General features: G+C 33.1%; 34 protein-coding genes and 1 pseudogene. 23 read left to right on the forward strand and 12 right to left on the reverse strand.

The window, feature by feature from the left end:
- Nucleotides 1–259 precede the first annotated feature (259 nt).
- A complete protein-coding gene (locus MHH66_RS12050; protein WP_078184957.1) occupies nt 260–2,233 on the forward strand; it encodes an LTA synthase family protein in 1,974 nt (657 codons plus the stop codon).
- A gap of 47 nt (nt 2,234–2,280) precedes the next feature.
- On the opposite strand, the gene MHH66_RS12055 is transcribed toward MHH66_RS12050, so the two are convergent.
- Nucleotides 2,281–3,729 (reverse strand): DHA2 family efflux MFS transporter permease subunit, encoded by a 1,449-nt coding sequence (locus tag MHH66_RS12055; protein ID WP_078184958.1) that lies wholly within the window; start codon nt 3,727–3,729, stop codon nt 2,281–2,283.
- 173 nt (nt 3,730–3,902) lie between these two features.
- Here MHH66_RS12055 and MHH66_RS12060 point away from each other — a divergent pair, with 173 nt between their 5' ends.
- Nucleotides 3,903–4,448 (forward strand): TetR/AcrR family transcriptional regulator, encoded by a 546-nt coding sequence (locus tag MHH66_RS12060; protein WP_078184959.1) that lies wholly within the window; start codon nt 3,903–3,905, stop codon nt 4,446–4,448.
- A 118-nt stretch (nt 4,449–4,566) separates the two neighbouring features.
- A complete protein-coding gene (locus tag MHH66_RS12065) occupies nt 4,567–4,992 on the forward strand; it encodes a WapI family immunity protein (protein ID WP_002032758.1) in 426 nt (141 codons plus the stop codon).
- Between the two features lie 42 nt (nt 4,993–5,034).
- Here the strand turns inward: MHH66_RS12065 and MHH66_RS12070 are convergent, their stop codons facing one another.
- Complete coding sequence (locus MHH66_RS12070) at nt 5,035–5,862, reverse strand: peptidoglycan-N-acetylglucosamine deacetylase (RefSeq protein WP_012261145.1); 828 nt, start codon at nt 5,860–5,862, stop codon at nt 5,035–5,037.
- A gap of 218 nt (nt 5,863–6,080) precedes the next feature.
- Between MHH66_RS12070 and MHH66_RS12075 the strand changes: the two genes are divergently transcribed.
- From MHH66_RS12075 to MHH66_RS12135, 13 genes are all read left to right on the forward strand, one after another.
- Nucleotides 6,081–6,737: a hypothetical protein gene (locus tag MHH66_RS12075; protein ID WP_063218665.1), complete on the forward strand. Its 657-nt coding sequence runs from the start codon at nt 6,081–6,083 to the stop codon at nt 6,735–6,737.
- A 148-nt stretch (nt 6,738–6,885) separates the two neighbouring features.
- On the forward strand, nt 6,886–7,569 hold the full coding sequence (locus tag MHH66_RS12080; protein WP_063218664.1) for a DNA alkylation repair protein: 684 nt from the start codon (nt 6,886–6,888) through the stop codon (nt 7,567–7,569).
- 16 nt (nt 7,570–7,585) lie between these two features.
- Nucleotides 7,586–8,287, forward strand: a complete 702-nt coding sequence (locus MHH66_RS12085) for a nucleotidyltransferase domain-containing protein (protein WP_078184960.1) — start codon at nt 7,586–7,588, stop codon at nt 8,285–8,287.
- A 15-nt stretch (nt 8,288–8,302) separates the two neighbouring features.
- On the forward strand, nt 8,303–8,680 hold the full coding sequence (locus MHH66_RS12090; RefSeq protein WP_078184961.1) for a GNAT family N-acetyltransferase: 378 nt from the start codon (nt 8,303–8,305) through the stop codon (nt 8,678–8,680).
- A 33-nt stretch (nt 8,681–8,713) separates the two neighbouring features.
- Nucleotides 8,714–9,214 carry a GNAT family N-acetyltransferase gene (locus MHH66_RS12095; RefSeq protein ID WP_002032747.1) on the forward strand — a complete coding sequence of 167 codons (501 nt, stop codon included), beginning with the start codon at nt 8,714–8,716 and terminating at the stop codon, nt 9,212–9,214.
- Nucleotides 9,215–9,301: 87 nt separating this feature from the next.
- On the forward strand, nt 9,302–10,240 hold the full coding sequence (locus tag MHH66_RS12100) for a DMT family transporter (RefSeq protein ID WP_002065948.1): 939 nt from the start codon (nt 9,302–9,304) through the stop codon (nt 10,238–10,240).
- Between the two features lie 61 nt (nt 10,241–10,301).
- The gene (locus tag MHH66_RS12105) at nt 10,302–10,703 is read left to right on the forward strand and encodes a GNAT family N-acetyltransferase (RefSeq protein ID WP_078184962.1); all 402 of its coding nucleotides are present in this window, start codon (nt 10,302–10,304) and stop codon (nt 10,701–10,703) included.
- A 248-nt stretch (nt 10,704–10,951) separates the two neighbouring features.
- A complete protein-coding gene (locus MHH66_RS12110; protein ID WP_125930143.1) occupies nt 10,952–11,752 on the forward strand; it encodes an aminoglycoside N(3)-acetyltransferase in 801 nt (266 codons plus the stop codon).
- A gap of 12 nt (nt 11,753–11,764) precedes the next feature.
- A complete protein-coding gene (locus tag MHH66_RS12115; protein ID WP_002142205.1) occupies nt 11,765–12,454 on the forward strand; it encodes a phosphopantothenoylcysteine decarboxylase domain-containing protein in 690 nt (229 codons plus the stop codon).
- Nucleotides 12,455–12,637: 183 nt separating this feature from the next.
- On the forward strand, nt 12,638–13,111 hold the full coding sequence (locus MHH66_RS12120) for a tetratricopeptide repeat protein (RefSeq protein WP_002084932.1): 474 nt from the start codon (nt 12,638–12,640) through the stop codon (nt 13,109–13,111).
- Between the two features lie 12 nt (nt 13,112–13,123).
- A complete protein-coding gene (locus MHH66_RS12125) occupies nt 13,124–14,179 on the forward strand; it encodes a hypothetical protein (RefSeq protein WP_078184963.1) in 1,056 nt (351 codons plus the stop codon).
- A 218-nt stretch (nt 14,180–14,397) separates the two neighbouring features.
- Nucleotides 14,398–14,925, forward strand: a complete 528-nt coding sequence (locus MHH66_RS12130) for a DUF402 domain-containing protein (protein WP_002013419.1) — start codon at nt 14,398–14,400, stop codon at nt 14,923–14,925.
- A gap of 141 nt (nt 14,926–15,066) precedes the next feature.
- Complete coding sequence (locus tag MHH66_RS12135) at nt 15,067–15,159, forward strand: putative holin-like toxin (RefSeq protein ID WP_087945754.1); 93 nt, start codon at nt 15,067–15,069, stop codon at nt 15,157–15,159.
- A 228-nt stretch (nt 15,160–15,387) separates the two neighbouring features.
- Here the strand turns inward: MHH66_RS12135 and MHH66_RS12140 are convergent, their stop codons facing one another.
- Nucleotides 15,388–16,209, reverse strand: a complete 822-nt coding sequence (locus MHH66_RS12140) for an HNH endonuclease (RefSeq protein ID WP_000189680.1) — start codon at nt 16,207–16,209, stop codon at nt 15,388–15,390.
- 149 nt (nt 16,210–16,358) lie between these two features.
- Between MHH66_RS12140 and MHH66_RS12145 the strand changes: the two genes are divergently transcribed.
- Nucleotides 16,359–17,444, forward strand: coding sequence for an AI-2E family transporter (locus MHH66_RS12145; RefSeq protein WP_000837889.1), 1,086 nt, complete (start codon nt 16,359–16,361; stop codon nt 17,442–17,444).
- Between the two features lie 222 nt (nt 17,445–17,666).
- On the opposite strand, the gene MHH66_RS12150 is transcribed toward MHH66_RS12145, so the two are convergent.
- From MHH66_RS12150 to MHH66_RS12180, 7 genes are read right to left on the reverse strand one after another with little or no spacing between them, the layout of a single operon-like run.
- Nucleotides 17,667–17,807 (reverse strand): YrzI family small protein, encoded by a 141-nt coding sequence (locus MHH66_RS12150; RefSeq protein ID WP_002065956.1) that lies wholly within the window; start codon nt 17,805–17,807, stop codon nt 17,667–17,669.
- Between the two features lie 27 nt (nt 17,808–17,834).
- Nucleotides 17,835–17,975 (reverse strand): YrzI family small protein, encoded by a 141-nt coding sequence (locus MHH66_RS12155; protein WP_078184964.1) that lies wholly within the window; start codon nt 17,973–17,975, stop codon nt 17,835–17,837.
- Between the two features lie 25 nt (nt 17,976–18,000).
- On the reverse strand, nt 18,001–18,144 hold the full coding sequence (locus MHH66_RS12160) for a YrzI family small protein (protein ID WP_044444166.1): 144 nt from the start codon (nt 18,142–18,144) through the stop codon (nt 18,001–18,003).
- 26 nt (nt 18,145–18,170) lie between these two features.
- Nucleotides 18,171–18,314 carry a YrzI family small protein gene (locus MHH66_RS12165; RefSeq protein WP_000668953.1) on the reverse strand — a complete coding sequence of 48 codons (144 nt, stop codon included), beginning with the start codon at nt 18,312–18,314 and terminating at the stop codon, nt 18,171–18,173.
- A gap of 26 nt (nt 18,315–18,340) precedes the next feature.
- Nucleotides 18,341–18,484 carry a YrzI family small protein gene (locus tag MHH66_RS12170; RefSeq protein WP_000668987.1) on the reverse strand — a complete coding sequence of 48 codons (144 nt, stop codon included), beginning with the start codon at nt 18,482–18,484 and terminating at the stop codon, nt 18,341–18,343.
- A gap of 27 nt (nt 18,485–18,511) precedes the next feature.
- A complete protein-coding gene (locus tag MHH66_RS12175) occupies nt 18,512–18,655 on the reverse strand; it encodes a YrzI family small protein (RefSeq protein WP_000142704.1) in 144 nt (47 codons plus the stop codon).
- 27 nt (nt 18,656–18,682) lie between these two features.
- Nucleotides 18,683–18,823 (reverse strand): YrzI family small protein, encoded by a 141-nt coding sequence (locus MHH66_RS12180; RefSeq protein WP_000156202.1) that lies wholly within the window; start codon nt 18,821–18,823, stop codon nt 18,683–18,685.
- 441 nt (nt 18,824–19,264) lie between these two features.
- Here MHH66_RS12180 and MHH66_RS12185 point away from each other — a divergent pair, with 441 nt between their 5' ends.
- The 5 genes from MHH66_RS12185 (at nt 19,265) to MHH66_RS12205 (ending at nt 22,457) form a co-directional block, all read left to right on the forward strand.
- Complete coding sequence (locus MHH66_RS12185; protein ID WP_002127826.1) at nt 19,265–19,858, forward strand: DUF4825 domain-containing protein; 594 nt, start codon at nt 19,265–19,267, stop codon at nt 19,856–19,858.
- 169 nt (nt 19,859–20,027) lie between these two features.
- Complete coding sequence (locus tag MHH66_RS12190; protein ID WP_078184965.1) at nt 20,028–20,408, forward strand: GntR family transcriptional regulator; 381 nt, start codon at nt 20,028–20,030, stop codon at nt 20,406–20,408.
- The gene (locus MHH66_RS12195) at nt 20,405–21,277 is read left to right on the forward strand and encodes an ATP-binding cassette domain-containing protein (protein ID WP_078184966.1); all 873 of its coding nucleotides are present in this window, start codon (nt 20,405–20,407) and stop codon (nt 21,275–21,277) included. Before MHH66_RS12190 ends, MHH66_RS12195 begins: the two co-directional genes overlap by 4 nt.
- The gene (locus MHH66_RS12200) at nt 21,274–21,945 is read left to right on the forward strand and encodes a DUF4052 family protein (protein ID WP_197219277.1); all 672 of its coding nucleotides are present in this window, start codon (nt 21,274–21,276) and stop codon (nt 21,943–21,945) included. Before MHH66_RS12195 ends, MHH66_RS12200 begins: the two co-directional genes overlap by 4 nt.
- A 32-nt stretch (nt 21,946–21,977) precedes the next feature.
- Nucleotides 21,978–22,457, forward strand: coding sequence for a CcdC family protein (locus MHH66_RS12205; protein WP_078184968.1), 480 nt, complete (start codon nt 21,978–21,980; stop codon nt 22,455–22,457).
- A 34-nt stretch (nt 22,458–22,491) separates the two neighbouring features.
- On the opposite strand, the gene MHH66_RS12210 is transcribed toward MHH66_RS12205, so the two are convergent.
- On the reverse strand, nt 22,492–22,635 hold the full coding sequence (locus MHH66_RS12210) for a hypothetical protein (RefSeq protein ID WP_157354806.1): 144 nt from the start codon (nt 22,633–22,635) through the stop codon (nt 22,492–22,494).
- On the opposite strand from MHH66_RS12210, the pseudogene MHH66_RS12215 reads away from it, so the two are divergent.
- Nucleotides 22,610–22,777: pseudogene (locus MHH66_RS12215) on the forward strand (2'-5' RNA ligase family protein); the annotation flags it as partial. The gene MHH66_RS12210 and the pseudogene MHH66_RS12215 sit on opposite strands and share 26 nt — an antisense overlap.
- Nucleotides 22,778–22,792: 15 nt before the next feature.
- On the opposite strand, the gene coaW reads toward MHH66_RS12215, so the two are convergent.
- Nucleotides 22,793–23,614 carry a type II pantothenate kinase gene (gene coaW, locus MHH66_RS12220; RefSeq protein ID WP_078184969.1) on the reverse strand — a complete coding sequence of 274 codons (822 nt, stop codon included), beginning with the start codon at nt 23,612–23,614 and terminating at the stop codon, nt 22,793–22,795.
- Nucleotides 23,615–23,619 lie beyond the last annotated feature (5 nt).

Raw genomic sequence — 23,619 nt, forward strand, 5'->3', positions numbered from 1 at the left:
TAAAGGATTATAGTTTGTGGAGTCATAATTAGTGGATGAGCCTTGGGAGAAAACAGGAAATGTTACAAATGTGTTTTGTTAAATAGAAACCAAGGTCAAAATGTTTAAAAAGAAATAGTTGAATAAATAAAAGCTACAAATTATAATTACTAATATTCTTCATATAGTTAAACAAATAAAATCTATTTGAAGAAGAAAAATTGAATAGAGAGACAGACTTATATAAAATAAGCCTTGGATGATCAAAAGAGGTGGAGAGATGCAACAATTTTTATTGAAGAGTAAACGAGTATTAAGTAATCATTTTGGATTTTTCGTATTTGCTGTTATTTTACTTTGGTTAAAAACATATGCCGCATATGTGACAGAATTTAATTTAGGGATATCGAACACAATCCAAAAGTTCTTACTGTTTTTCAACCCGTTAAGCTCAGCAGTTCTATTTTTAGGGCTCGCATTATTCGCAAAAGGGAAACGAGCTTACATTTGGTTAATTATTATTAATTTGCTAATGTCTATACTTTTATACGCAAACGTAGTATATTATCGCTTTTTCAGCGACTTTATTACGTTCCCGACATTAACACAATCGAATAACTTTGGAGATTTAGGTGGTAGTATTTTTGCATTGCTACACTTATATGATCCACTATATTTCTTAGATACAATCATTTTAATTGTTTTAGTCGCAACGAAATTTGTAAATCCTAAACCAATCCGTGTTGCGAAGCATAAATTATCTCTAGTATTTGTAGCAGGTATTTTATTATTTAGCGTTAACTTAGGTCTGGCAGAATCTGACCGTCCTGAATTGTTAACAAGAACATTTGACCGTAATTATATCGTGAAATATTTAGGGGCGTACAACTTTACGATTTATGATGGTATTCAAAGTGCGAAAGCATCAACAGAACGAGCATTAGCGGATGGAGATAATATGACAGAAGTTAGAAACTATCTTACATCAACTTATGCAAGTCCAAATCCTGAGTATTTCGGTAAAGGAAAAGGAATGAACGTAATTTATATTCATTTAGAGTCATTCCAAAACTTTTTACTAAACTACAAGCTAAATGGCCAAGAAGTTACACCATTCTTAAACTCATTTACAAAAGATGCGAATACGTTATACTTTGATAACTTCTTCCATCAAACAGGACAGGGTAAAACATCTGATGCGGAGTTCATGTTAGAGAACTCAATGTTCGGATTACCACAAGGATCTGTTTTTACAAATAAAGCTCATAACACGTATCAATCAGCACCAGCTATTTTAGGACAACAAGGATACACATCAGCAGTGTTCCATGGTAACTACAAAACATTCTGGAACCGTGATGAAATTTATAAATCATTTGGTTTTAATAAATTCTTTGATGCGTCATACTACGATATGAATGAAAAAGATGTAGTAAACTATGGCTTAAAAGATAAACCGTTCTTTAATGAATCAATTCCGTTATTACAAACGTTGAAACAACCGTTCTATACGAAGTTCATTACGTTATCGAACCATTTCCCTTATCCGATTGATAAAGCGGAAGCAACGATTGAACCAGCTAAAACAGGTGATTCATCAGTAGATACGTACTTCCAAACAGCACGCTATTTAGATGAATCTGTAAAAGGATTCATTGATTACTTGAAACAATCTGGTTTATACGATAACTCAATTATCGTTATGTACGGTGATCATTACGGTATTTCAGATAATCATAGTGCAGCAATGTCTCAAATAATGGGTAAAGAAATGAACTCATTTGAAAATGCTCAATTACAACGTGTACCATTAATCATTCGTGTACCTGGAATGGAAGGCGGCGTACAACATCAATACGGCGGAGAAATTGACGTTCTACCAACCTTATTACACTTACTAGGTACAGATACGAAAAATTATGTCCAATTCGGATCAGATTTATTATCACCAGAGCATAAACAAGTCGTTCCGTTCCGTAACGGTAACTACGTAAGTCCAACAGTTACTGCACTTAACGGCAAATACTATGATACAACGACTGGGAAACCTGTAGAATTTACAGATGAAATAAAACAAAATGAACAAATGGTTCAAAAATCACTAAAATACTCCGACCAAGTTGTTAACGGTGACTTATTACGATTCTACACACCAGAAGGATTTACACCGGTAGAACCTTCTAAATATAACTATAACAATCGTGATAAAGATAAAACGAAGGTGAAGACGACTGAAGACGGGGAAACGAAATAAATAATAAAAAATCCTACTCGTATAGAAAACGAGTAGGATTTTTTGTTTTAAGATTTACTTTCGGATTTTTGGAGTGCTACTTTTTTAGGCATAAAACATGCAATAATCAAAGCTACAAAGGATAAGACTAACATAAATACGTAGGCATCACTTGAGCTGAAGATAGAAGCTAATTTCGTTACTTGCATAGTTGATATGCTTCCGTTCTCACTAGATAACTGTGAAGTATGTGAAGTGGATTGAATTGTATACACAGTGATAATGACTGCTGTTCCTATAGCACCTGCTAATTGACGTACGGTATTATTCACTGCGGAACCGTGTGAACCCAGTTCTCTTGGTAAAGCGTTTAAACCTGCTGTATTTAAAGGCATCGAAATGAAACTTAGTCCAATGCGTAGAATAATGGTACGAACCATTAAATACATATAAGTGGTGGATTCGGTCAAATCAATTACACCCCACATCGATATAATGATACATATTAAACCTATAATAAAGAGTGGTTTTGCCCCATATTTATCAAACATTTTACCCGTGATAGGTGATAAGAATGCATTAATTACAGCTCCAGGTAATAGAAGTAAACCTGATTCAAAAGCAGTAAAACCTCGTCCGTTTTGCAAGTAAATCGGTAAAAGAATTAAATCAGCATACATAATCATCGTAATGAGTACGTTAATGACTGATGTAAGAGTGAAAATTTTATACTTAAATACGGATAAATTTAATAGTGGATCGCTAGACTTTATTTGACGTAAACAGAATAGGGTTGTAACAATTATTCCGATGATAATTGTAGTAATAACAACTGGATGATCCCATCCTTTACTTCCTGCACTACTAAATCCAAATATAATACAACCAAAGCCAATCGTTGATAAAATGACACTTACGATATCTAATTTTGCTTTTGTTGTCTCAGCAACATTCATTAAATATTTTAGCGCGAGAATAATAACGATTAATACAAATGGAGCGAATCCAATAAATAACCATCTCCATGATACATATTCAATAATAAAGCCAGATAATGTTGGAGCGATGGCTGGCGCAAAAATTATGGCGAAACCGATGGTTCCCATAATACTTCCACGTTTTTCACTAGGGTATAAATATAAAATAACTGTCATCATTAGTGGCATAATAATTCCTGCTCCAACTGCTTGAATCATTCTTCCTGTTAACAAAATGCCAAAATTCATGGCGCATGCACAAAGAACAGTCCCGATAAACAAAGAGAGCATCGAGCAAATAAACAGTTGCCTTGTTGTAAAACGTTTCATTAAAAATGCAGTAATTGGCACTAGAACGCCATTTATGAGCATAAAGCCTGTTGATAGCCATTGTACGGTTGCAGCTGTAACATCAAATACTTCCATTAAATTACTCATCGCTACATTTAATAGCGTCTGATTTAATGTTGATAAAAAATAACCGGAAATGAGCACAATTAATATAATTTTTTTATTTCTTTCTGATATTTCCTTTTGCATTGGTAAACTCCTTCATTGTTGTCTTGATTTATCGACATTGTGTCGATAAAATTAATGGTAACAAAATAAATTTTCTTTGACCATGAACAGTTTTGTTGAAAATGTTCACTACTCGGCACTGAAGGTATGCACTGTCGAGTAAGTAAAGAGAAAATCTATAAAGGAGTTTCAAAATGTCTGCACCTAAAAAAGAAGATCCTCGTACAGTTCGTTCAAGAGAAATGTTTAAAAATGCTGTTTTTTCTCTCCTGTGTGAGAATCCTAGTATTTCAAGTTTAACGGTTCAGAAAGTCGCAACAAAAGCAGGATTAAACCGAACAACCTTTTACTTACATTATCAAGATATTCAAGATTTACTAGACCAAATCACGAATGAGATTTCAAATGAACTTTCAAATAAAATAGCTGATTTAATACATGCAAAAGATTTATCAGAAAAACAAAAGCTAACACAATTACTTGATTATTTATATATCCATCGAAATTATTTATTTATATTATTTAAAATGAATCAATTTGAGGAGCAACTATTTTTATTTTTAAAAGAGTTAATAGAAACGAGAAGAGAGAATACGAAAAAGGATTTGCCTGATGATTATGTTGCGGTTGATATTAAAACAGCTTCATTGGTAGGTATTATCATGTGGTGGATAAGGAATGGACTTCACTTTAGTTCAGATTATATCGCAAATCAAATTTATTTTATGTATAAAGGGTAATAAATGCAAACAATTTATCCGTATTAAAAAAAGATTAAAATAACCTAGTATAATTTAAAGTATCGGGATTAATAAAAATTTATAAAACAAAAGATCCAGAGATAGAAGGGGGATATGCATGAATTTTCAAAATGAAAAAATATCATTACATTTAGAGGTTGTAAATTACCAATATGCAGATGCAAAAGACGAGTGTGATAGAAATTGGTTAAGAGTAAAAGCGAAACTATCAGAAGAAAATAAAGTTTTTGAAACGATGGATCCTTTTTTACAAACATACGATTTACAGTACATGATAAAATGGTTTGAATCTTTACCAAACCCTACATATAACGAACTAGATTTCATAGAACCAAATTTAGCGTTTGAATTTATGGGGGGAAAAGCAGGCGAGTTTAACATTGTTATTCGCTTATCGCTGGAACTTAACCCCACATGGTGTAAGGAAGAAGAATACGAATTTTCTATCGGTATAACTCAAGAGGATAGGGAGAATATTATTCGTTCTATTGAAGAGCAACAAAGGAAATTCCCAAAACGATAAAAAAAGACTTGATAACCTACAAGAGGGAATCAAGTCTTTTTATTACATACGATTATCATGCCAGAAGTTTAATGGGAAGTGTTCGTTCTCATTATAGGCTTCTAATTCATATCCTCTTTCTTTCAGCCCTTTAATAATTCCAGGTACTGCTTTAACTGATTGTGGATGAATATCGTGCATTAGAATAACTTCTGTTGGGTTTGTAGCACCATGTAGAACGTTTTCTACGATTTTAGCAGATGCAGCGTCTACTGGCATTTTGTTGTATTTCCAGTCTAATGAATCAATTGTCCAGTCCCAAACTTTTAAACCATTTTCTACAACTTTGTTGCGAAGGGCTTCATTTAATCCTGGCATTGAGCCGTAAGCTGGACGAGTTAATACTGGTGATTTTCCTAGAACGCCAGCGATTAAGCCTTGGTCTTCTTTCATTTCATCAACGTAATGACCTTCTGTGTAAAGCTTCTTGTAGTTATGAGTCATACTGTGCATCCCAACGTAGTGGCCTTCAGTATTTTCACGTTTTACAAGATCAGGGAAAGCTTTCACGTTTGAACCAATTAGGAAAAATGTTGCTTTTGCATTTTCACTTTTTAACATATCTAAAAGCTCAGCTGTGTATTTTCCAGGACCATCGTCAAATGTTAAGTAAGCGACTTTTCTAACTTGCCCGTTATAGTGCTTTGGAGCTTCTTTCGGAGCAAGGGACGTTTGAATTTCACTTACAAGTTGAACAGATTTCGCTTCATCCTCTGTACTTGCTAGAGCGATATGTGTTGATCCGTAAGCAGCTTCGTATGTAAATAATACCCCGACGCAAATCAACAGAGCCCTTTTCACTAAAGTTGTCATCCGAATTCCATTGTGCATAATTTTCCTACTCTCTATAAAAGTTCTACTCTACTATATTAGCAATTTTAGAGGGGGAAATGCAAAAAAACTTTTTTACAAGCGCAAAAAAGTTTGTTAAAAAGTATGTAAGATTTCACTGTTTTGCAGGTTTGAAAAAATGAAACAAGAATTGAATGTATGAAACTGCATGTAAAATGGTTCATTCACGTTTTTTATTTTAGAAAGGGAGGATAAGTATGAAAAAATTAGCTTGTTTACATGCTCATCATTCAAATATTGAATACATTGACCGAGCGTTGCAATTTTTTGAAATAGAAATACTCCATTTTGTAGATCCAATCTTATCACACAGACTAAAAATAGAACGAGAACAAGCACGAAATAATTTAAAAGATATTATAAAGTATATAGCTGAAAGTGATGTTGATACACTTTTAATAACTTGTACAGATTATATCACGTTATTAGATGAGAATTTCAAAATAGACATACCTATATTGAAAATTGATGAGCCATTCTTTGAAATGATTTGTCAGGTTGAAGAGCCACAGACAATACTATTTACAAATAACCGTACTGTTTCAGGAACGATGGAACGTTTAAGACTATACGCTCAGCAGAATAATAAATCCATACAAGTAAAAGTAGAAGTGATAGAAGGGATATTTGAGTTAATTATGCAAGGGCGTAAAGAAGAGCATGATGTTAAATTAGAAAAATATTTATATGAAATTATGAAAGATAGAAGCGAAATGCTTTCAGTTGCACAATTATCTATGGTAGACGCTACTACAAGGGTAGAAAATATAATAGGAAGGAACATAATAAATCCGTTGAATGCGCTTGTGGAGTATTGTATACAGAGTGTGAATGAACAACCGTGTGAAAAATAAGGAAGAGGATGTTTGTTGTTTTAAAGAAAATCAATAAAAATTTCACATACCGTATTTAAAAAATAAATATAGGAAAACCAAAAAATAATGTAGAATATATCGTACATACATATATGAAGTGAACATAAAACATAAAAGAGGTGGGCATATGTTACTTGAAGAAGTAATGCAGCAACTAGAAGAGTATGGGACAGAACAAACTCGTAAGACGTATAAAAACCACGGAGCGAAAGAGCCGTTATTTGGAGTTAGTTTTGCAAATTTAAAATTGTTAAAAAAGAAGATAAAAAAAGATCATGATTTAGCAATTTCATTATGGGAAACAAAAAATATGGATGCAATGACTTTAGCAACGATGATTTTAGATCCGAAGAAACTAACGTCAGAACAACTAAATAGATGGGTTCAGGATGTTGATTACTATTGTTTAATGGACGTTCTTATGACAGCTATATGTACGTCACCAATCGCGATAGAAAGAATGGAAGAATGGACGAAGTCTGATGATGAATGGATTGGAAGAGCAGGTTGGTCTTTATTAGCAAATATAGCGATTAAAAATAAAACGTTACATGATGAATTCTTCACTCCGTATCTAGAAGAAATTAAAGCAAATATACATAATGAAAAAAATAGAAAAAAAGAAGCGATGAATAGTGCTTTAATCGCGATAGGGATTCGAAATGAAGCTTTAGAGCAACAAGCAATTGAAATTGCACGTGAAATTGGAAAAGTAGAAGTTGATCATGGTGCAACGTCATGCAAAACACCAGACGCAGAACCGTATATAAAAAAAGCGAGAGAAAGAGCTGAAAAAAAGAAAGTGAAATAAGAAAAGGGGAACGGTTATGAAACCAATGGAAGCGGCACAAAGCATAATTACATCACAATTTTCGAATTGTGATGTTGCTTTACTAGGGGGAAGTGTTGCTAGAGGAGAGGCTACGAAAACATCTGACCTTGATATTGTAATATTCGACCAAAGTTTGTCATCTTGTTATAGAGAATCCTTCTATAGTGATGGCTGGCCTGTTGAAGTATTCGTACATAATTTTGAAACGTATAAAACCTTTTTTAAAAGTGATTGTGAGCGCGGGAGACCTTCATTACCTCAATTAGTTTCAGAAGGGATTGTGCTAAAAGGAAAAGATGAAATTGTAGAGACACTTAAAAGAGAAGCGAATGATTTATTAAATAAAGGACCAAAAAAATGGTCAGAAGAAACGATGAAGCAGAAACGCTATTTTATTACGGATACCTTGGATGATTTCATTGGTGCAACAAAGAGAGAAGAAGAATTGTTCATCGCCAATTTATTAGCTGATTTAGTACATGAATATGTTTTAAGGGTAAATGGTCAGTGGCTTGGAAATTCAAAATGGTTTATTAGAGTGTTAAGAAGGTATGACGAGCGATATGCAGAACATTTTGTAGCGGCTTTTGATCATTTTTATAAAACAGAAGATAAAAATGAATTAATTAGTTTTATAGAAAAAACGCTAGATCAGTATGGAGGAAGAGTGTTCGAAGGGTTTTCTATCGGGAAATGAAAAGGGGATAGCAAAATGAATGTACCATTCATTCAATTAAGAGAATTGACACAAGAAGATGTAGAAGATCGATATCAATGGTCATTAGATACAGAAGTAACAAAACATTTAGTTGTACCAGATCAATATCCACCGTTCACTCGTGGCGATACGAGAAGGTGGATTGAAACATGCATAAGTCGAGCGAATGGTTATGAACAACGAGCTATCGCTACAAAGGAAGGTATACACATTGGATGGGTAGACCTAAAAAACTTTGATAATACAAATAAAAATGCTGAACTAGGGATTGCAATTGGAAATAAAGAATATTGGGGTAAAGGGAAGTTCATTCATCGTTATCGTTATAGTATGTTAAAAGAAGAATATCAATCTTTATTTAATAGTCTATAAAAATGTTATGTAAACTAAAAGGGGATGGGGAAAATGATTCGATTACTTACGAAAGAAGATGCGGAAAAATATTGGGACTTACGTTTACAAGCTTTACAAGTAAATCCAGAGGCATTTGTAACAACTTATGAAGAGGCGATTCGCCAGGAAAATCCTATTAAGCGAGTGGAAAGTAATTTAACAGCTACTACTAGTTGTACATTTGGTGCATTTAATGAAGAAAATCATTTAGTTGGAGTTGTCACTTTACTAACAGAAGAGAGAGAGGCGTATAAACATAAAGGTCATATCGTTGCGATGTATGTAGATGCACAAAACAGGCGGAACGGATTGGCACGTGAGTTAATAACAAATGCCATTCAAAGAGCGCGAGATATAAAACTAGAGCAATTGACATTAGGTGTTGTATCTACAAACGAACCAGCAAAAAAATTGTATGAATCAATGGGCTTTAAAACGTATGGAATTGAAAAAAGAGCTATAAAGGTGAATGGTGTGTATAGTGATGATGAAAATATGGTGTTGTTTCTTTAAAGAATACATATATAATAAGAATTGCGAATTTTAATTATATTCATTTTGTTATATAGTAGAAAAAAAAACTATATAAGGGGTTTTATAATGAAAGCTATTGCAGTAGGGATATTGGCATCGTTTTTCTTTGCCTTTACCTTTGTGTTAAACCGGTCGATGGACTTAGGGGGCGGGAGTTGGATTTGGAGTGCATCACTACGGTATTACTTTATGGTTCCAATGCTATTACTTATTGTCATGTATAGGGGGAATTTAAAACAACTCTTGCAATATATGAAAAACAATCCGAAAGAGTGGTTGTTATGGAGTATTGTAGGGTTTGGTCTCTTTTATGCACCGCTTAGTTTCGCGGGTGCGTTTGGACCGGGGTGGCTTGTCGCTTCGACTTGGCAAATTACAATAGTTGCAGGGATTTTGTTAACACCATTTTTTGCGGTAGACCCATTACATAAAAAACTTCCAATGAAAGAATTAGTAATGTCAGGCATTATTTTATTCGGTGTTGTTCTTATGCAAGTAGAACACGCTTCTTCTTTAGGGATTCGTGAAACCATTTTATGTGTGGTTCCTGTACTCATTGCTGCGTTTGCATATCCACTTGGAAATAGAAAAATGATGCAAGTATGTAAGGGCGAATTAGATGTCTTCCAACGAGTTCTCGGTATGACATTAGCAAGTTTACCATTTTGGTTTTTGCTATCTGGTTATGAAGTATCAACAGGCGGACTACCGTCAAGTAGTCAAGTTTTCCAATGTTTTATTGTAGCAGTTAGTTCAGGGTTAATCGCAACGGTATTATTCTTCTTTGCGACAGATCTTGTAAAAGATGATCCGCAAAAATTAGCAACAGTCGAGGCGACACAGTCTGGTGAAGTTTTATTTGCATTAGTAGGAGAACTGATCTGGTTATCGGCTCCAATTCCGTCTTCTTTATCGTGGGTTGGAATGAGTCTTGTAATTGTCGGAATGATACTTCATAGTTATGTAGCTGTAGTTGTGAAAAAAGAGGAGAAAATAACGGCGTAATGAGATTAGCTCTTTTTCAATAAAGAGCTAATCTTTTTTCATGAGAAAGGATGGATATAGGATGTTACAACGTGTTGAGTATTTAGAAATAGATCCCATTAAAAAAGTATTAAAGCATGCGACCGGTCCGAGTGAAGCAAGCTTATTTAAAGCAGTTTCAATGTATAAAAATGATCAGGCAGTGCTATATAAATATGGGAATAAGGGTTGCATAGGTATAGTGCTAATTCATACAAATAGAGCGAGAATGTGTCACATAGCTGTTGGTGAAAAATATCGTAATCAAGGAATTGCACTTCAAATGATCAAAGAAATAATTAGGGAATATGAGTTAACATATATTGAGGCTGAGACAGATACAGAGGCAGTCGGATTTTACAAGAAATGTAACTTTAAGATTGAAAGCTTGGGAGAGAAATATCTGGGGGTAGAGAGGTTTTATTGTTATTTAGAGAATGAATAAAATAAATAGCTCATCATTTGTGATGGGCTATTTCATATTAGTATAAATTAAGATTGCTAGATTGAAAGTTTTTGATTGTGTTCACCTTTCTATATTAATTTTAAATAAATACACCATAATTTAACTGTTTCCGATATGATAAAAACGACAGAGGTATAGTAATTGAAATGATTAAGTTAAAAATTAAGAAAAATATGATAATATATGTATGTATTAGTTTAAAGCAAAATGGGGGAACAATCGTGAAAATGAATGACATAGTGGCGAATACACAATTTCCAAATACAATCGAAACAATTACAAATGATTTAAAAGCATTAGGGATAGAAAAGGGAATGACAGTTATTGTACATTCTTCATTAAGTTCAATCGGTTGGATATCAGGCGGTGCAGTTGCCGTAGTAGAAGCGTTAATGAAAGTTGTTACAGAAGAAGGAACGATAATTATGCCGACGCAATCTTCGGATTTATCCGATCCAAAACATTGGTCAAGACCACCTGTACCAGAAGAATGGTGGCAAATTATTCGGGATAACGTCCCAGCATTTGATCCACGTATAACACCAACAAGGGCAATGGGAGAAGTAGTTGAATGTTTTCGTACATATCCGAATGTATTGCGCAGTAATCATCCACTCAGTAGTTTTGCAGCATGGGGGCAACACGCAGAAGAAATTACAGCGAATCATTCACTTTCCATAAGTTTTGGTGAAGAATCGCCATTACGAAAAATATACGATTTAGATGGATACATATTATTACTTGGTGTTGGTTATGACTCTAATACGTCTATACATTTATCTGAGGTACGTACAGGTGCACGCGAGTTAATAAAGGTAGGAGCACCTATTATAGAAGAAGGTGTAAGAGTATGGAAAGAATTCGTTGAAATGGATTACGATTCTGATACGTTTGTAGAAATCGGAGTTGAATATGAGCTTAAAGGAACAGTTACGCGTGGGAAGATAGGGAATGCGACGTGCCGTTTTATGAGGCAGCGTGATGCTGTTGACTTTGGAACAGAGTGGTTTCGTGCGAAAAATCAGTAAGGGATGGTTATTATGCAGGAGAAAAAAGTATTAATTACGAGCGGCGGCTGCCTAGAAAAATGGGATCAAGTACGTGGACATACAAATTTAGCAAAAGGTACGATTGGAAGAATTATTGCGGAAGAGCTAATGACAAAGGGCGCACATGTAATATATTTGCATGGCTATTTCGCTGAGAAGCCAATGGATGTAAATAACCAATTAGAATTGCACCCATTTGAGGGGATTATTGATTTACAAGATAAGATGAAAAGTATTATTACACATGAAAAAGTAGATGCAGTTATTATGGCTGCTGCTGGCTCAGATTGGGTTGTCGAAAAGATTTGTGATCAAGATGGAAATATTCTTAATATGAACGGAAAGATTTCAAGTGACATCGCTCCAATTATTCATTTTCAAAAAGCGCCAAAAGTATTAAAACAAGTAAAGAGTTGGGATCCAGAAACGATACTCGTTGGCTTTAAACTTGAAAGTGACGTAAATGAAGCAGAACTTATTGAAAGAGCAAGTAAAAGAATGGAAGATGCAAAAGCAAGTGTAATGGTAGCAAACTCACCGCATTCTTTATATTCTCGCGGTGCTGTGCATCACGTTATTGGACAAGACGGTAATGTGAAGTTATGTAATGGGAAAGATGAAACTGCAAAAGAAATTGTCAATATGTTAGAGCATTTATGTAATCGTATCACTGCGATGTAAATTTAAGCTTTTAGAAAGAGATGCAGTCGCATAGTATGTAATGGAGTTAATATTAAATTAGTGGGGGAACTTAGCCCTCACTAATTATTAAATTGAGTCAATGGAATAAATAGGCCATTAGCTGCTCGTAAATGTGTAATACATGATATATGCATAATGAACATTTTGTGAGGAGTGGATTGTATGGAACATTTATTAAAGCAAGCTATTAAACTTAGAAATGAAAAGAAATATGCGCAGTCTAGAGAGATACTTATAGGATTAACAAACTTTACGAGGGATGCAGAAGTACTATATCAATGCGCTTGGATACATGATGTAATGGGTCTTGAAACGGAGGCGGTTCCGTATTATGAACAGGCAATTGCGAACGGACTTGATGGTGAATCTCTTTGCGGTGCGTATATCGGTCTTGGCAGTACGTATCGTTGTATAGGGGAATATGATAAAGCGATTACTGTATTAGAAGCAGGGATAAAGAAGTTCCCGGAAAATGACGTGATGAAAGTGTTTTTATCATTAGCAAAATATAACGTAAACGAACATGAAGAAGCGATGAAATTACTGTTAGAGACAGTTGTGAAAGTAGATGAGATAAAAGAATTTGAACGTGCTATTTCATTTTATAAAGACCATTTAAATGAGGTTTTTGAATAGAGGAGAGAAGGAATGAATCCATCAATTTCACGAAGGAAAAAAGGCATTTGGATTGGACTCGTATCTTTAATTATGTTATCAAACTATTTATTGTATGCCCTGCCAATAGTGTCAGCTGCCCCGAAAGAAGTAGTCCTCGGTTCATTATTAGATTTTATGTTTGTAATTCCAGTCATCACATATTTCTTTATTATACGGAAAAGGTATTCGTTAACGTATATGTTTCCTGTAGTTATAGCAGGATACGTGTTCGCAAGATTTATAATTCCTAGTGATTATTTACAAGCTTTTTCATTTGTTTCGTATGTAATAGTTGCTGGAGAAATTGTGTTCGTATGCTTTGAACTGTTTCTTATATATAAAATTATAAGAGTACTTCCTAAAATAATAAAACGATATAAAGAATATAGAAGTGAGTATTCTTCATTTTCTTATGCGATTGATGCAGCGTTTGATGCTACTATGAAAAGAAGTAAGGCTGTAAGTATCATTCTTACTGAGTGTAAATTAATCTATTATGCATTTTTATCGTGGCGTGAAAAAGTACCAGATGGTGAATGCACATATTCCTATCACAAAAAGACCGGCGCTATAGGTGTTTATATTATGATTATTCACGCAACAGTAATTGAAAGTATTGCTTTTCATTATTTACTTCATCAATGGAATCCAGTAATAGCTTGGGTTTTACTCATCTTAAACATATATGCGATGTTTTATTTTTTAGCTGAAATACAAGCGATGCGTAAAAATCCAATTATCGTTGCGGAAGAAAAAGTGATTATTCAAATTGGATTAGGAAAGAAAATCGTTATATCATTTACACAAATTGATAACATTGCGTTTTATAAAGGCGAACCTTTAAAGAAAGAAGAAGAGAAAGAGGTTCTTGACGCAACTGTTATGGAATTTATAAAGGAACCTCCAACTTTTGAAATAACGTTAAAAGAGCCAATTAAAGCGCAGTTGTTATATGGATTTTCTAAAACAGTAAGTCGTATTCACTTAAATGTAGACGATGAACGGAAATTTTATGATGTAGTTAAGGGAAAGTTAAAACATGAGTAAAGCTCCTAAATATCATCGTGCGTTTGGTGTATATGGAGTTTGTATTGAAAAAAATAAAAGACCATATATGAATTGTGGTTAATAAAATAGTAGTAGTTCATTAACTCCTTCCATTATAGAAGGAGTTTTTATGATGCGGAATACGGTATACTTTCTTAATCAGGAGCGTAAAGGATATAATTAAAAACGGACTATATGATAAAAGGGGTAACTAAAAAATGAATTGTTTACGTACATCAAGGATTGAAATTATAGAAAGAAAAATACGTTATGATTCTACAACTGTAGATCACGTTTGTTTATTAGTAGAAGCACAACCGAAGAGAATCGTACTATTTCATGAGGTACAGTACCCTTTTACTATGACAGCAAACGAAATAAAATTAACTATTCCTAAAGGTAGTTATACAACCGCATATTATTGGGAAGATCGTCCGTATAACCTATACATATGGAGAGATGATGCTGGGCATTATTTAGGGTCATATTTTAATATCATAAAAAACACACATGTAGGAAATGAGTTAGTAACATTTGAAGATTTAATCATTGATATTATGGTTCTTCCTAATGGTGAGTATTTCATATTAGATGAAGTCGAATTACCTGAGTCATTAGATCAATTTGAAAATGGTTATGTGAAAGAAGCTCTTAACGTATTAACGGATACAATTCATGTCTTCTTACCTCAAATGATTTTAGAAACGGAGACTATATTTAAACAGAAAGAGATTTTTTCTACATGAAAAATAAAAAAACTCGCAGCTTACTAGCTTGCGGGTTTTCGTCGTAAACAATTAAAAAATATGATAAAATTAAGAGGTAACTTATGGTACGGTTGGTTGTTCAATTATCACTTCTCCAAAGTAGGAGGGGGGTGATAATACGTGAGTGAAATTACGTTGCTGCTGCAAGGTGGACTGTTTCTCATTGCATTGTTAACGTTTATTGTCGTCTTAATTGACAAGCTCAAAAAATAACAACCCACCTATGCCTATAGAATGTGGGTTGTTGTGTTTGTACGAAACAAATAGGATAAATGAACAATCCAATCTGCTAAGTTACGTGGACTAGTGTGTAGCCGCACACTAGTCTTTTTTATTTATATACAGGTTTTAATTGTTTTATGTGATTGTATTGTTCTTTTCACACTCATTATAACACAGTGTCTTTTCATGAAGAAAGGAGACCGTATGTTCCTACGTGGATTAAATAGAACGTGTAGTTTCTTTAAATAGCCCATCCATATACTGTTTTAAACTTTCCACAAAAAATCCTTTTTTGTCTACATTATTTACGCCGACAATTGGTGATGGAAGATTGTATCTTTTTTCTGATAAATGAACAACAACATCAAAAATATCAAATAGGCGAATGAAGCAGAATAGCCCGTCTTTATCACTAAGTAAAATAAAGTAATGGTTTTCGCTCGTTGTATTTAATGTATTCCATAAAGAGCTTTTGCTTAAGTCACGAACGATACTCTTTTCCTTTAATTCCATGAAATCGGCATTTAATAGAATGGTAGAAATATCAATCGCATCTGGATCGTCAAAGTAGCCATCAATTGTTTGTACAGCAAAAGTATAAGCCATTTTTAATACACTCATTTTATATTTACGGTTATCTAAAAGCAATTCACGTTGAATAGAACTAGCTACTTTTGTTACGCGCTCTTCTTTCCAAATTTCATTATGTAATGAAATATCGTGCTTTTTACATAGTTTCATAATTAATGCATTGGAATAAAGTATCTCATCACTTACTTCGACTACATCTGTCTCAGCGGCTGCTAGCTCCTCACCATGTTCATTCGTATAGAGAGGGGAATCGATTTGTTTTTTCATTTGCTCAATCTTATATTGACTTAATTTATGTCTAATTAAAGGACGATCAATATTTGTTGTCATATGTTCATGACATGAATCACAAATTGAATTTATGAAATAATATCCACATAATATCTCTGGAATGACATATTGTTCACTAAGTTCTTTCGTATCTTTTCTGCAAATGATGCATTGTGTCATATTTATCACCTTTACCTGCAAATTTGTCTGTAATCTCATTGTAGTGTATTTAATGGGATTTTGGAATATTGTAAAGGAAAATATTATGTGAAATCTAAGTTTAATTTGGTACAATGAAGAGAAGTGCTAGTTTAAAGGAGGACGTTTTTTTGAAATCGAAAGTGCACTTTTGGACATTAGAAGTGCTGATGGTTGTAGGAATTATATTTATTTGCACAAAAATATCGTTTCTATTTCAACCGATTGGTATCTTCATATCAACATTATTTTTCCCAATTTTAATCGCGTTATTTTTATACTTCATATTTAACCCATTGTTAGTCTTTTTGGAGAATAAAAAAGTACCTAGAGGTTTAGCGATTTTACTACTGTATCTTTTTATCATCACATTAACTGGAGTTGCTATTGGAGTAGTTGTTCCAACCATCTCACAACAGTTAATGGATTTAGTAAAAAATATGCCGACTTACATAAAAGAGGGAAAAGTATACATACAAGATCTATCCCATCATAGATTATTTGAATGGCTATCTACACAAAACTACGTTTCCATTGAGACAATTGAGAAAAATGCAATTGAATACTTAAAGGAAATACCAAACACACTTACGTCGAGTGCAACGGCTTTATTTGGTATTATCACGAACGTGGCGTTAGTTATCTTTACAGTACCGTTCATTTTATTTTATATGTTTAAAGATGGACATGCATTTCCAGGAAAAGCTGTTAGTGTATTACCAGAGTCTTACCGTGAAGAAGGACTTCGTATCATAAAGGAAACGAACGAAACATTATCTGCATATATTCAAGGTCAAGCGCTCGTTTGTATGTTTATTGGTGCCTTTACATTTACTGGTTATTTAATCATCGGTTTACCGTATGCTTTCGTTTTAGGAATTATCGCAGCATTTACAAATATAATTCCGAACTTAGGTCCATTTATCGGAGCAGCACCAGCTGTCATTATAGGTCTGTTCGTATCTCCGATGCAAGCTCTGTACGTAATTATTATAGTAACAATCGTACAACAGTTTGAAAGTAACATCATTTCACCGCGTATTATGAGTTCAAAATTAAATATCCATCCGTTGACAATTATCATCCTTATTTTAGGGGTAGGTAATTTCGCGGGAATTATCGGAATGATTTTAGCAGTACCAGCTTATGCGGTAACAAAAACAGTTGTTTCGAACTTAGTGAGATTGTTTAAGACGAAACGAAGTAAACGGAAATAGAATATGTTGAGAAAGATACACCGCTTAATAAAAAGGGGTGTATCTTTTATTTTTTAGTGTATGAAATACTTATTATTGTATATTTTTTACACATCAAATCAGGCGGTGAATTTTTGTTAAATGAACTATGTGGAATCCCTCTGAACTATCCAAATCATTTCTTTACACCGCGTTATTAACATCATAATCGACTCCTTTCATTTCTAATATAAGTTCAAACAATTATAGGTGAGTGTAGTACTTGCTTCTACGATCACGAATTTCATCTATAATCTTTTTATACTGTTCCTCTTGTTTTACTTCATTTGCAGATATAGTTTCTTTTTGAATCGTAATGGTTAAAAAGAAAAGGTGAAACTTCATACATGAATTCCTCCTTTCGAATAGGAATTACAGGTGACTACAATAATGACTTTGTCGTTCTTTTACGTTGTACATAGCCTGCTCAATTTGTCGGTCATGAAGCATATCAGACTCAGACAGTTTGTGTTTTTGAATGGTAATTGTTAAAAATAATACTCTGAATTTCATTGGATATTACCCCTTTATAATTTATTTAGTAAAGACGATTGTAATAAGAGGACTGACGCTCTTTCACATCATCCATAATATTTTTAATTTGTTGTTCATGAGAAATTTCATCTTTTGAAAGTTTACGCTTTTGAATGGTAATCGTTAAAAAGAAAGCTTTAAATTTCATTAGGATATTACCCCTTTATAATTTATTTAGTAAAGACGATTGTAATAAGAGGACTGGCGCTCTTTCACATCATCCATAATGTTTTTTATTTGTTGTTCACGAGAAATTTCATCTTTTGAAAGTTTGTGTTTTTGAATGGTAATCGTTAAAAAGAAAGCCTTAAATTTCATTAGGAAATTACCCCTTTATAATTTATTTAGTAAAGGCGATTGTAATAAGAGGACTGACGCTCTTTTACTTCGTCCATAATAATTTTAATTTGTTGTTCACGTAAGATTTCAGCTTTTGAAGATTTACGTTTTTGAATGGTGATAGTTAAAAAGAAAGCTTTGAATTTCATTAGGATATTGCCCCTTTAAAAAAAATTTTAATACATTTGTGTATAATACGAACTTTTAATGTCCGTTATTTTATCCATAGTTTGTTTTAATTGTTGTTTACGAAAGATTTCAGCTTCAGATAACGTTTTTTTCTGAAGTGCTGTCGTAAAAAAGAAAATATGAAAAGTCATGGACGAATTCCTCCTTTCGAAAAGGAATTACAGGTGATCGCAATAAAGCACTTGGCGCTCCTTAACATCATTCATAGCTTTTGTAATTTGCTCATTATGAAGAATTTCAGCTTTGGAAAGTGTATTTCTTTGAATCGTAATACTTAAAAACAATACGCTAATAGTCATCGAATGTTGCTCCTTTCTTTAAAAAATAATGTATGAGACTAAAAAATCGCACGAAAAAGCCACAGGAAGATATCGTTTTCCTATGGCTGGGCGTGAAAAAGCCACAGGAAAGTATACGACCTCCTGTGGCGAATTTATGAATTAATAGAAATAAAGTACGATTTTCAATTCTCCGTTAGGGTGGTCGAATTCATATTTAATTGTCCGAAAAACACAGGTGCAGTTAACGCTAAAGTTAAAGCATGTAATTGTAATTTCATCATTTCCTTCGACCTCCTTTTAGAATATTTTTCTTACGTTAGTAATTATATACAATTAATCGATAATTGTAAACGTAAAAAGTGAAAATTTTTAATTTTGATTAAAATGCGTATATTTAAAAGGGCTTTTTAAAGGATACATTGTATGGATTGGATAATAAATAGAACGTGGGGGTGTCTAATGAAGTATATGAATAGAATAGCAGGTGTTATGCTAACAATTTTATTAGTTGTTACTGCTTGTTCTAATGGGGAGCAAATAAAAGAAATATCACATATTGAACCTGGGGCTTTTAAAAAATATATGGGGACATACGTTGGAAATAATTCCGATGTGTTTGCGATTGTTACAAACTTACCTGGTGGTGAAACAGTTCAAAGTATAAATTTGAAAAATGAGAAGATCGCGGTGAAATACGGTGAGAAAAAGAACGGTAACTTAACAGAAGATATCATTGAGACGTATTGGTTTGACGAAAAGGATACGATGAAAAAAAACTTTCTCTTTAATGCTATTTATCTTGCAGTTTTAGTACCGAATGCGAAAGGGTATGAGTTTCAGATTGAAAATCAAAGTTTTGCATTAAAAAGAGAAGAACTTTTACCCATACTGTATAAAGAATTTAATGATTTGCCAAAGGATGATCTTATATGGAATAAGGGAATCGTAATGAATTTCTTTTACGGTAATCAAGAAAAAATAGAAAAGCTAGTTAATAATAAAGATTTTCGAAAGCAATTTTTTAATGAACATCCTGTGCGGAAATCTAAGTGATATGGAGGAAGATGTGGTTATTTTATGATTGAAAATACGGACATTTTTTTAAGGGAGTCATTCAGTATTGAATGATTCTTTTTTTGATGAAAATTATGGAAAAAAATATAACGTTGTGCTATGGTTAATTACATAAGTAATGAACCTATGAACCTAAGGTGGTGAAATCGTGAAACCTACTCTAGAACAAAATAAGTTAATATACATACAAATTGCAGAAACAATTGAATCTGATATTTTAAAAGACATATTACTTGAAGAAGAACAAGTTCCGTCGACAAATCAATTTGCGAAGATGTTACAAATTAATCCGGCTACAGCTGCAAAAGGAGTAAATCTACTAGTAGATGAGGGGATTTTATATAAAAAGAGAGGGATCGGGATGTTTGTTACAAAGGGAGCAAAAGAAGTCGTACTAAAAAAAAGACAAAATACTTTTATGACCGAGTATTTACCTAAAGTGTGGGAAGAAGCAAAAGTACTAAAAATATCAAAAGACGAATTGATGGACATGATACACAAAATTACGAAGGAGGGGAAAGAGGGATGATTGCACTTGAAACGAAAAACTTGTCTAAAAAATATAAAAAGAAATTAGCTGTTAACGAAGTAACTATTTCATTGGAAGAGCATAAAATATATGGTTTGCTTGGAAGAAACGGAGCGGGGAAAACAACTTTATTAAACATACTCGCAGGTCAGATTATTTCAAGTAGTGGAAGCGTATCTGTATTTGGTGAAAATGTATTTGAAAATAGTAAAGCGATGCGAAATATTTGTTTCGTAAAGGTGAAAGAAAACATTAATTTAAGTAGTAAGGTAAAAGATGTTTTTTATTTGTGTAACATGTTTTATGAAAATTGGGATCAAGAATATGCTGAGGAACTTATTAAAAAATTTCAATTGAATGCAAAAGAAAAATATTATGATTTATCCCATGGTATGCAAACAATTGTTGGTATTATTAAAGGTTTAGCTAGTAGAGCACCAATTACTATTTTTGATGAGCCGACTACCGGTTTAGATGCAGCACATCGAGAGTTGTTTTACGAATTATTATTGGAAGATTATAATGAATATCCACGAACAATCATCTTATCAACACATTTAGTTGAGGAAGTGTCCCATGTTATAGAAAATGTAATCATATTAAAAGAAGGATCATTAGCTGTTCAATCCTCTGTGGAAGATTTTTTAGAAAAAGGACACAAAATATCAGGACATAAAGATAAAGTGACAAATTTTTTAATGGGGAAAAATGTTGTAAAACAAGAGTTGTATGGGAATAAAGAGATTTCTGCGATATGGGGAGATCTTTCTGCTAGAGATTATGAGCTGATAGAAACTGAAGGGTTAGAAATAGACAGAGTAACACTGCAAAAACTATTTATTTATCTAACAGATAATGAGGTGAAATGAAAATGCTTTTAAAACAATTAAAGTTACATATGAAATTTCATTATAAGGCTATTCTTATCTTTTGGTGTGTGGCATTACTTATAAAATGGACAACAACTGCAACTGATATAAAGGGACTAAAGGTAGCATTTTTACATGATATCTTCAATAATTCATCTATTGCAATTGCAATATTTATTGTGGCAAGTGTTTTTCTTGTTCAAGATGACATATTTCGTACAGTTGTCTCATTTGGCGTTACTAGATTACAATTCTTTATTGGTTCAGTATGTTTTATCATATTACAATCAGTAATTTTTTCATTTCTACAAGTTTTGCTTTTACAAGGTACATTTTATGAAACGAAACATATAAATTTAGGAGCACATACAATCGAACAATTCTTTGCACAGTTCGTGTTCTATCTATTATTAGCTAGCTTATTTCAATTAACAACTATTTTTCAGAAAAGATTTAATTGGATAGGCTTTGCTGTTAGTGTGATTTTTTTCTTGGGGTTGACGAGTACAATTTATGGTAAGGTAGGTTTGAAAGAATTGGTATTTATTGATAGTAAATCGTTACTTGATATACCCAATTTTATATCAATTTCGATAGTACTTATTTTAATATACTTTATAATTAGCGCTCTATTTATTCGTAAAGTTTCTTTTGAGGATACGATTTAAGCACAAATACTTTAAGAGAGAAGGAAGACTGTATGGGAGATACTTCTTCACTAATAACCGTCTTTTTATGCGTGGCACTGCTAATTTTTTGGCGACGATATCGTTCTATGTATAAGCCGATAAAGGGAACGGGAAAACGTATTTTGTGGCCATTACTATTTTTAACACCGGGTATTTTATTGTTTTTTGATCCAATACATCCAGCTATATTACAAGTGACTATAGCAGCATCCATTGGGGTGATTTTCGCAATCCCACTTATATTTCTAACAAACTATGAGCGAAGAGAAGACGGAAACATTTATACGAAAAAAAGTGCTGCCTTTTTAATTACTTTTATCGGAATTGTTATTTTAAGATATAGTTCAAGACAATATATCGTTGGCTTAGATCCGCAAATAATTGGTTTATTATTTTACGTCGTTGCGGTATCTTATATTATTCCGTGGAGAATTGCTTGTTATATAAAATTCAGGAAAGTTTGGCGCGGGAATAGTAATCATGTGATATAAAAATAAAAACTTCTCATTTGAGAAGTTTTTATTTTTATGGGCTATTTGCTTGTAATACAAGTTTCGAAACATCTTTAACAGAACCTATTTCAAATGCCCTCATACGAGCATTTACTGCACGTTTAAATTGCTCTGTTTGAGGTGTCGCTCCTGTAACAGTTGGGAGAAAACATAGCACAGAGTTAGCAACTGAAATAGCGAAGGATATTCCTAGTTTTCATGAGAAGTTAAATTGTGTAATTGATAGAATTAGTGTGGAACGAATTGGTGAGAATGGAGAATCAATTATTGAATTTGAAGTACCATTGCAAAAAAGCTGACAAAAGTCAGCTTTTTTATTTCGAACTATGAAGTAAAGCACCAATTGCACCACTATAACCGCCGTCTTGTAAAAAGACTGGTATTTTGTTTTGATATTCTGTATAGCTACTAATAATATTTTGAAGATGTACGTTATTACATAGAGTAGAACCGATGTAAATGATATGGTCAATATTTTTTGTTTCGGCGAATTGAAGACTTAATGCTGTGACGACTTCACCGACAAGTCCTTGAACGGTAGCTAGTATATCTGAACTACTATAATTTGAGTCTGTAATGGTCGCTTTTCCGAAATTGCTAGCAGTTAAGTTATTATCAAGAGGGGAGAGAATCCCACCATAAATATCTCCAACTGTAATATCTAGACTGTTTCTTGAACCAATTTTCGTAAGCGGAATCACGTCTTCAAAATGATCTGTATTTGTTAATAGTTTTGAAAGACCCATAATAGTACCACCGCCAACTCCAGTTCCACCAGCGCGAACATATTGCTTGTCGTGAACATAGTGAATGGAAGTACCTGTACCGATATTTGTTAATACAAAGCTGTTTATAGCACGTTTTTCTTCTTTTAGTATGTATCGTACTCCTGCTAAAGTAGCTTCAAACTCGTTTAATTCTACTATTTTATATGAACTTGAAAGGAGTTGTTCTAACTGTGTAGCTTTACCACCTGTAATGCATAATTGTGTAATTGAATTATTATTATGAAGCCATTCTTTAATTCTTTCATGTTCATATGAATAAAATTTTTCAAAAACTAATTTGTTCATTTCGTTAAAGTAAGCAATTTTTGTTAATGTTCCCCCAGCATCAATACCAACAACATTCCGCATTTCCC

This window comes from Bacillus sp. FSL H8-0492 (assembly GCF_038006145.1).
Classification (GTDB): domain Bacteria; phylum Bacillota; class Bacilli; order Bacillales; family Bacillaceae_G; genus Bacillus_A; species Bacillus_A mycoides.

Coding starts and splice junctions, on each gene's coding strand:
- MHH66_RS12195 (WP_078184966.1), top strand. CDS start 20,405: ATGATTGCACTTGAAACGAAAAACTTGTCTAAAAAATATAAAAAGAAA.
- MHH66_RS12155 (WP_078184964.1), bottom strand. CDS start 17,975: ATGAAATTCAGAGTATTATTTTTAACAATTACCATTCAAAAACACAAA.
- MHH66_RS12140 (WP_000189680.1), bottom strand. CDS start 16,209: ATGACACAATGCATCATTTGCAGAAAAGATACGAAAGAACTTAGTGAA.
- MHH66_RS12150 (WP_002065956.1), bottom strand. CDS start 17,807: ATGAAGTTTCACCTTTTCTTTTTAACCATTACGATTCAAAAAGAAACT.
- MHH66_RS12120 (WP_002084932.1), top strand. CDS start 12,638: ATGGAACATTTATTAAAGCAAGCTATTAAACTTAGAAATGAAAAGAAA.
- MHH66_RS12105 (WP_078184962.1), top strand. CDS start 10,302: ATGTTACAACGTGTTGAGTATTTAGAAATAGATCCCATTAAAAAAGTA.
- MHH66_RS12060 (WP_078184959.1), top strand. CDS start 3,903: ATGTCTGCACCTAAAAAAGAAGATCCTCGTACAGTTCGTTCAAGAGAA.
- MHH66_RS12075 (WP_063218665.1), top strand. CDS start 6,081: ATGAAAAAATTAGCTTGTTTACATGCTCATCATTCAAATATTGAATAC.
- MHH66_RS12055 (WP_078184958.1), bottom strand. CDS start 3,729: ATGCAAAAGGAAATATCAGAAAGAAATAAAAAAATTATATTAATTGTG.
- MHH66_RS12200 (WP_197219277.1), top strand. CDS start 21,274: ATGAAAATGCTTTTAAAACAATTAAAGTTACATATGAAATTTCATTAT.
- MHH66_RS12165 (WP_000668953.1), bottom strand. CDS start 18,314: ATGAAATTTAAGGCTTTCTTTTTAACGATTACCATTCAAAAACACAAA.
- MHH66_RS12095 (WP_002032747.1), top strand. CDS start 8,714: ATGATTCGATTACTTACGAAAGAAGATGCGGAAAAATATTGGGACTTA.
- MHH66_RS12110 (WP_125930143.1), top strand. CDS start 10,952: ATGAATGACATAGTGGCGAATACACAATTTCCAAATACAATCGAAACA.
- MHH66_RS12090 (WP_078184961.1), top strand. CDS start 8,303: ATGAATGTACCATTCATTCAATTAAGAGAATTGACACAAGAAGATGTA.
- MHH66_RS12070 (WP_012261145.1), bottom strand. CDS start 5,862: ATGCACAATGGAATTCGGATGACAACTTTAGTGAAAAGGGCTCTGTTG.
- MHH66_RS12080 (WP_063218664.1), top strand. CDS start 6,886: ATGTTACTTGAAGAAGTAATGCAGCAACTAGAAGAGTATGGGACAGAA.
- MHH66_RS12125 (WP_078184963.1), top strand. CDS start 13,124: ATGAATCCATCAATTTCACGAAGGAAAAAAGGCATTTGGATTGGACTC.
- MHH66_RS12065 (WP_002032758.1), top strand. CDS start 4,567: ATGAATTTTCAAAATGAAAAAATATCATTACATTTAGAGGTTGTAAAT.
- coaW (WP_078184969.1), bottom strand. CDS start 23,614: ATGCGGAATGTTGTTGGTATTGATGCTGGGGGAACATTAACAAAAATT.
- MHH66_RS12185 (WP_002127826.1), top strand. CDS start 19,265: ATGAAGTATATGAATAGAATAGCAGGTGTTATGCTAACAATTTTATTA.
- MHH66_RS12180 (WP_000156202.1), bottom strand. CDS start 18,823: ATGACTATTAGCGTATTGTTTTTAAGTATTACGATTCAAAGAAATACA.
- MHH66_RS12050 (WP_078184957.1), top strand. CDS start 260: ATGCAACAATTTTTATTGAAGAGTAAACGAGTATTAAGTAATCATTTT.
- MHH66_RS12170 (WP_000668987.1), bottom strand. CDS start 18,484: ATGAAATTCAAAGCTTTCTTTTTAACTATCACCATTCAAAAACGTAAA.
- MHH66_RS12130 (WP_002013419.1), top strand. CDS start 14,398: ATGAATTGTTTACGTACATCAAGGATTGAAATTATAGAAAGAAAAATA.
- MHH66_RS12205 (WP_078184968.1), top strand. CDS start 21,978: ATGGGAGATACTTCTTCACTAATAACCGTCTTTTTATGCGTGGCACTG.
- MHH66_RS12175 (WP_000142704.1), bottom strand. CDS start 18,655: ATGACTTTTCATATTTTCTTTTTTACGACAGCACTTCAGAAAAAAACG.
- MHH66_RS12100 (WP_002065948.1), top strand. CDS start 9,302: ATGAAAGCTATTGCAGTAGGGATATTGGCATCGTTTTTCTTTGCCTTT.
- MHH66_RS12160 (WP_044444166.1), bottom strand. CDS start 18,144: ATGAAATTTAAAGCTTTCTTTTTAACGATTACCATTCAAAAGCGTAAA.
- MHH66_RS12085 (WP_078184960.1), top strand. CDS start 7,586: ATGAAACCAATGGAAGCGGCACAAAGCATAATTACATCACAATTTTCG.
- MHH66_RS12115 (WP_002142205.1), top strand. CDS start 11,765: ATGCAGGAGAAAAAAGTATTAATTACGAGCGGCGGCTGCCTAGAAAAA.